Raw genomic sequence first — 6,808 nt, 5'->3', positions numbered from 1 at the left:
CTCTTCGTCGACTTGACCTGACCCCACGGGTGTGGCCCGCTCTGGACCGCTGGACGAGGGAGCCGCCACCGCACCGCAACCACCCGCGCAACAGCAAGCCGCCCAAAGCAACAGGCGTGCCATCAACCCACGCGCGGCGCTGGACCCGGCTCCTTTGGGAGTGTCGGGGGCATGGGGGCAGCGCCCCCGACACCACGCACGCACCAGGCACGGCCACTCGCACGCCAACCACGCACGAACAACGAACAGGAACCCGCCAACGAACCAGGGGGACGACCCACCCACCCGACGCGCCACCCCACCAAAGCGGCCAAAGCAGGCGACCGCAGGGGTACCCCCACAACATGGACCCCCTGATCAACCCGACCTTACTCAGGGGGTCCGACAAAACTCAGCATCCACACCCAGCACCGAACCCAGCACCGGAACGCCGAGCTCAGGCGAGCGCCTGCCACCAGCCGTCGACGTCGCCGGGGGCGTCCACGTCGACCCGCTCCCCCGGCCGGGGCACGGCGAGCTTCATCCCGCGGGCCTTGACCTCGCGCCACACCCGGTCGATCGGCTCGCCCCACGGGTGCAGGGCCAGGTTGAACGTCGCCCAGTGCACCGGGATCAGCAGGCCGCCGCCGAGGTCGTCGAACGCGCGGACGCCGTCCTCGGGCGTCATGTGGATGTCCCGCCAGGCGTCGTTGTAGGCACCGACCTGCATGAGCACCGCGTCGAACGGACCGTGCTCCTCGCCGATCTGCCGGTACCCGGCGAAGTAGCCGGTGTCGCCGCTGTAGAACACGGCGCGGTCGCCGCGCTTGATCACCCACGACGCCCACAGCGTCACGTTGCGCTGGATCGAGCGGCCCGAGAAGTGCTGCGCGGCGGTGCAGGTGAGCGCGAACCCGTCGACCTCGAACGACTCGTCCCAGTCCAGCTCGACGATCCGCGCGGCCGGCACGTCCCAGCGTTCGAGGTGCGCCGCGATTCCCATCGGCACCACGAACACGGCCGAAGTGGACGCCGTCAGCGTTTGCACGGTCGCCATGTCGAGGTGGTCGTAGTGGTCGTGGGAAATGACCACGGCGCTGAGTCGCGGCAAATCCGACAATTCATGCGGAACGGGGTGCAATCGTTTCGGTCCCACGAGTGCGGAAGGCGACACGCGCTCGCTCCACACGGGATCGACCAGCACCGCGGCGCCGTCGATCTCGACCAACGCGGACGCGTGCCCGTACCAGGTGATGTGCAGTCCGGACGAGACCGGTGCGGCGGGCCCGACCAGCGGCACCGCGACGGACGGCTTGCGGTCCTCGCCGCCGAAGGCGAACTCCCGCCAGGAGATCGCGTCGCGGTCGGGGACCGAGCTGACTTCCTTCTCGTTGCGGAACTTCCCGTCGCGGTACTGCGGCGAGCGCGCCATCCTGACCGGGTCCGGCTTGCCTCCCAGCTGCCGCGGCACGTCCTTCACGGCCCACGCCACGCCCGCCAGTCCGAGCAGGCCGGCCAACGCCTTCTTCATCTTTTTCCCTCTCCCTGACCCCGTGCTCGGTGCAACGCACGGAATCGTCGTGGAGTTCCTCGTGCCCCGCAGCGCGAAACGGGGCCCGGCAGGAAATGCCGGACCCCGTTCACCTCACTGCCGAACCGTCACTCCAGGACGATCAGGAGATCTCCGCCCTCGACCTGCTGGGCCCCGCGCACCGCGAGCCGCTGGACGACGCCCGCCTTCGGCGCGGTGATCGCGGCCTCCATCTTCATGGCCTCGATCGTCGCGACGGTCTGCCCCGCCTCGACGCGGCCGCCCTCCTCCACCGACGCCGTCACCACGCCGGCGAACGGCGCCGCGACGTGGTTCGGGTTGCCCCGGTCGGCCTTCTCCGCCGCCGGGACGTCCGCCGCCACCGACCGGTCGCGCACCTGGATCGGGCGCAGCTGGCCGTTCAGGGTCGCCATGACGGTGCGGATGCCGCGCGCGTCGGCCTCGGAGATCGCCTCCAGTCCGATCAGGAGCCGCACACCCGGCTCCAGGTCGACGGAGTACTCCTCGCCGGGGCGCAGGCCGTAGAAGAAGTCCTTGGAGCGCAACACCGACGTGTCGCCGTAGGCGTCGCGGTGGGCGCGGAACTCCTTGGTGGGCGCCGGGAACAGCAGCCTGTTCAACGTCGCCCTGCGGTCGTCGGCCAGCCCCGCCTCGTCCTCGGCGGAGAGCTCCTCGACCCGCTTCGGGGCCGGACGCCCCTCCAGGGCCTTGCTGCGGAACGGCTCCGGCCAGCCGCCGGGCGGGTCGCCCAGCTCGCCGTGCAGGAAGCCGATGACCGACGCCGGGATGTCGAACTTGCCGGGGTTCTGCTCGAACTCCTTCGGCGCGACGCCCGCGCCGACGAGGTGCAGCGCGAGGTCGCCGACGACCTTGGACGACGGCGTCACCTTCACGAGGTGGCCGAGCATGCGGTCGGCGGCCGCGTACATCGACTCGATCTCCTCGAACTTGTCGCCCAGGCCCAGGGCCACGGCCTGGGTGCGCAGGTTCGAGAGCTGGCCACCGGGGATCTCGTGGTGGTAGACGCGGCCGGTCGGGCCGGGGATGCCGGACTCGAACGGCGCGTAGATCTTGCGCACGGCCTCCCAGTACGGCTCCAGGTCGCACACGTTCTGCAGGTCGAGACCGGTGGAGTGCTCGGTGTGGTCGGTCAGCGCCACGATCGACGACAGCGGCGGCTGCGACGTCGTGCCCGCCATCGACGCGGTGGCGCCGTCGATCGCGTCCACACCCGCCTGGATCGCCGCGAGGTAGGTGGCCAGCTGGCCGCCCGCGGTGTCGTGGGTGTGCAGGTGGACCGGGAGGTCGAACTCCTTGCGCAGCGCCGTGATCAGGCGCGACGCGGCCGGTGCCCGCAGCAGGCCCGCCATGTCCTTCACGCACAGCACGTGCGCGCCGGCGCCGACGATCTGCTCGGCCAGCTTGAGGTAGTAGTCGAGCGTGTAAAGGCGCTCGTCCGGGTTGGACAGGTCGCTCGTGTAGCAGAGCGCGACCTCGGCGACCGCCGTCCCGGTCTCGCGCACGGCCTCGATCGCCGGGCGCATCTGCTCGACGTCGTTGAGGGCGTCGAAGATCCGGAAGATGTCGATGCCGGTCTTCGTCGCCTCCTCCACGAACGCCTTGGTGACCGCCTCCGGGTACGGCGTGTAGCCGACGGTGTTGCGGCCGCGCAGCAGCATCTGCAGGTTGATGTTCGGCACGGACTCGCGCAGCGCGGCCAGCCGCTCCCACGGGTCCTCCGCGAGGAACCGCAGCGCCACGTCGTAGGTCGCGCCGCCCCAGCACTCCAGGGACAGCAGCTCGGGCGCCATGCGCGCCACGTGCGGCGCCACGGCGAGCAGGTCCTTGGTGCGCACGCGGGTCGCGAGCAGCGACTGGTGGGCGTCGCGGAACGTCGTGTCGGTGACGCCGACGGCCTTGCTCTCGCGCAGCCACCGGGCGAAGCCCTCGGGACCGAGCTCGACCAGCTTCTGCTTGGACCCGGCGCGCGGTTCGGCGTTGAGGTCGACGACCGGCAGCTTCTCGCGCGGGTCGACCGACGTCGGGCGCTCGCCGTTGGGGTGGTTGACCGTGACGTCCGCGAGGTAGGTCAGCAGCCGCGTGCCGCGGTCGGCCGAGTGGCGCGCCGTCAGCAGGTGCGGGCGCTTCTCGATGAACGACGTGGTGACGCGGCCCTCGTAGAAGTCCGGGTCGTCGAGCACGGCCTGGATGAACGGGATGTTCGTGGACACGCCGCGGATGCGGAACTCGGCGATCGCGCGGCGCGCGCGGGCGACGGCGAGGCCGAAGTTGCGGCCGCGGCACGTGAGCTTCACGAGCATCGAGTCGAAGTGCGGGCTGATGGCCATGCCGGCGCCTGCCGTGCCGCCGTCGAGGCGGATGCCGGACCCGCCCGGCGAGCGGTAGGCGCTGATCGTGCCGGTGTCCGGGCGGAACCCGTTGGCCGGGTCCTCGGTGGTGATGCGGCACTGCAGGGCGGCGCCGCGCAGCTGCACGGTGTCCTGGGACAGGCCCAGGTCCTCCAGCGACTCGCCGGAGGCGATGCGCATCTGCGACTGCACCAGGTCGACGTCGGTCACCTCCTCGGTGACCGTGTGCTCGACCTGGATGCGCGGGTTCATCTCGATGAAGACGTAGTGGCCCTGCGGGTCGAGCAGGAACTCCACGGTGCCCGCGTTGCGGTAGCCGATGTGCTTCGCGAACTTCACCGCGTCGGCGCAGATGCGGTCGCGCAGCTCGGGCGCGAGGTTCGGCGCGGGCGCGATCTCGATGACCTTCTGGTGGCGCCGCTGCACGGAGCAGTCGCGCTCGAAGAGGTGGATCACGTTGCCCTGGCCGTCGGCGAGGATCTGCACCTCGATGTGGCGCGGCTCGACCACGGCCTGCTCGAGGAACACCGTCGGGTCGCCGAACGCGGACTCGGCCTCGCGCGAGGCCGCCTCCAGCGCCTCGCGCAGCGCGGCCGGCTCGTCGACCTTGCGCATGCCGCGGCCGCCACCACCGGCGACGGCCTTCACGAACACCGGGAAGCGCATCGACTCCGACGCCGCGAGCAGCTCGTCGACGTCCGACGACGGCGCGCTCGACTCGAGCACCGGCAACCCGGCCTCGCGGGCGGCGGCGATGGCGCGCGCCTTGTTGCCGGTCAGCTCCAGCACCTCGGCCACCGGGCCGATGAACGTGAGACCGGCCTCGCGGCACGCCATCGCCAGTTCCGGGTTCTCCGACAGGAAGCCGTAGCCGGGGTAGATCGCGTCCGCGCCCGCCTTGCGGGCCGCCTTGATGATCTCTTCCACGGAGAGGTAGGCGCGGACGGGATGTCCCGCCTCACCGATCTCGTAGGACTCGTCCGCCTTCAAGCGGTGCAGCGAGTTCCGATCCTCGTGAGGGAAAACGGCGACCGTTCCGGCGCCCAGTTCGTAGGCGGCTCGGAACGCGCGAATCGCGATCTCGCCGCGGTTGGCGACAAGAACCTTGCGGAACATCCGTTGCCCTCCCGGAGTTACTCGACGGTCAGTTCCGGCACGTTACCGTGCAGCTCTTGCCTGGTGGGAGAACCGTCCCACGTGATGGGTGTCATCCTGATCGGTCTTGCTCGCGGGGTTTCCCGCGTGGTGAGAGCTTTGTCCAGCGGCACCACCCGGTCAGGCTCCGTCCGGTAGTGGGTTTAACCGGATCGTGTGACGATCTTGGTCATCAAATCGGTAGGGTGAGCCATATGGCCGGGGCTGATGGAGCCGGGCAGCCTACTGCCCGCACACCGCATTTCGACGTTGTCCTCCGTGGATACAACCAGCGACAGGTGAACGAAAGAGTCACCCGGCTGGAGTTCGACCTCAAGAACTCGAACCGCTCCCGCGACGCCGCTGCGGCACAGGTCGCGGAGCTCTCCAAGCTCCTCAACTCCATGCGCGCCGACCTCGACAAGACGAAGGCGCAGCTGCACAACCTGGCCAACAGTCCCGTGAGCGCGTCGAACGTCACCGAACGCGTCCGCGTGATGATGAGCCTCGCCGAGGAAGAGATCGCGGACATCCGCAAGGACGCCCTCGACAAGGCCGCCGCCACCCGCGGCGAGGCCGAGAAGTGGGCGGCGGAGCAGCGCGAGGCCCACCAGCGCCTGCTCGCCGAGACCGAGGCCCGCCGCAAGCAGCTCGAGGTCGCCTACCAGCAGCGCAACGCCGAGCTCGACCAGCAGTTCGCCGGCCGCCGCTCCGAGCTCGAGGCCGAGTTCGAGGCGCTGCGCGCGAAGCTCACCCACGAGCACCAGGCCCTGGTCTCCGAGGTGCGCGCCGAGGGCGAGCGGGTCGCCGCCGAGTTCGAGAAGAAGTCGGCCGACCTGGACGCCCGCCGCGTCGAGCTGGACCAGAAGTACAAGGCCTACCACGACGAGCTCGACAAGGAGTACGACGGCCTCAAGGCGAAGCTGACCGCCGAGCACCAGAAGGTGCTGGCCGACGCGCGCTCCGAGGCCGAGGGCATCGTCGCCGACGCCGAGGCCAAGCGCACCGCCGCGCTCGGCAAGCTCGACGGCGAACTGGCCGCCCGCAAGGCCGACGCCGAGAAGGCGCTGGCCGAGCTCGAGGCCGAGTCGCTCGCGAAGGCCGAGAAGACCACCGCCGACGCGTCCGCGTCCGCCACCGCCCTGGTCGCCGCCGCCGAGACGAAGGCGGCCACGACCCTGCGCGAGGCGGAGGACAGGGCGGCGGCCACCGTCTCCGCGGCCGACCAGAAGGCCGCGGCCACCGTGCGCGAGGCCGAGGCGCGCACGTCCGCCCTGGTCCGCGAGGCGGAGGAGCGCTCGGCCGCCGCGGTGGCCCAGTCCGACCAGCGCGCGGCCGCGGCGTCGGAGAAGGAGGCCTCGCTGCGGGCGGCGCACGACAACCTCGCCACGCAGTTCCACGCGGCGCAGGCCGCGGTGGAGGCGGCGATGTCGGTGCTGAAGCCGCTGGAGGACGGGTCGGGCGAGGACGACGACGAGCCCGCCTCCGCCGGTGATGGTGCGAGTGCCGGCGCCGAGCGCGGTGGCGGTGCGGGTGCCGGTGGCGAGCAGAAGACGGAGCAGTTGCCGAAGCCTCGGCAGAGGGACTGAGTCCGGGACTTCACTTCAACGGCGGCGGTGCGCTCAGGCGACCGCCGCCGTTCCGCGTTCGGGGGGATCGCGGTTCGGAGGGATCGCGGTTCGAGGGAGATTGCGGTTCGGAGGGATTGCGGTGGTGACCAGCCGAGCCACCCGCCGGTCACCGGTCACCGGCCACCGGGGAACCCGCGCACCCG

Annotated in this window: 3 protein-coding genes; 1 reads left to right on the top strand and 2 read right to left on the bottom strand. The window is 70.9% G+C overall.

The genetic code is table 11. From position 1 onward, the window contains the following. Positions 1-436: 436 nt before the first annotated feature. Together ACFWGZ_RS21180 and ACFWGZ_RS21175 are read right to left on the bottom strand one after the other, a co-directional pair. Positions 437-1,510, bottom strand: a complete 1,074-nt coding sequence (locus ACFWGZ_RS21180) for an MBL fold metallo-hydrolase (protein ID WP_382453263.1) — start codon at positions 1,508-1,510, stop codon at positions 437-439. A gap of 128 nt (positions 1,511-1,638) precedes the next feature. Further along, entirely contained in the window at positions 1,639-5,016 is a 3,378-nt protein-coding gene (locus ACFWGZ_RS21175; protein ID WP_382453262.1) for a pyruvate carboxylase, read from the bottom strand. Positions 5,017-5,333: 317 nt separating this feature from the next. On the opposite strand from ACFWGZ_RS21175, the gene ACFWGZ_RS21170 reads away from it, so the two are divergent. Further along, complete coding sequence (locus tag ACFWGZ_RS21170) at positions 5,334-6,623, top strand: hypothetical protein (protein WP_382453261.1); 1,290 nt, start codon at positions 5,334-5,336, stop codon at positions 6,621-6,623. Positions 6,624-6,808 lie beyond the last annotated feature (185 nt).

The sequence above is a fragment of the Lentzea sp. NPDC060358 genome, from assembly GCF_042725365.1.
Taxonomy (GTDB): Bacteria; Actinomycetota; Actinomycetes; order Mycobacteriales; family Pseudonocardiaceae; genus Lentzea.
The sequence above is the reverse complement of the archived record's forward strand: the minus strand, read 5'-3'. Positions and strand labels throughout refer to the sequence as shown.

Bases quoted from the DNA above. Each gene is read 5' to 3' on its own strand.
- ACFWGZ_RS21180 (WP_382453263.1), bottom strand. From the start codon at position 1,510: ATGAAGAAGGCGTTGGCCGGCCTGCTCGGACTGGCGGGCGTGGCGTGG.
- ACFWGZ_RS21175 (WP_382453262.1), bottom strand. From the start codon at position 5,016: ATGTTCCGCAAGGTTCTTGTCGCCAACCGCGGCGAGATCGCGATTCGC.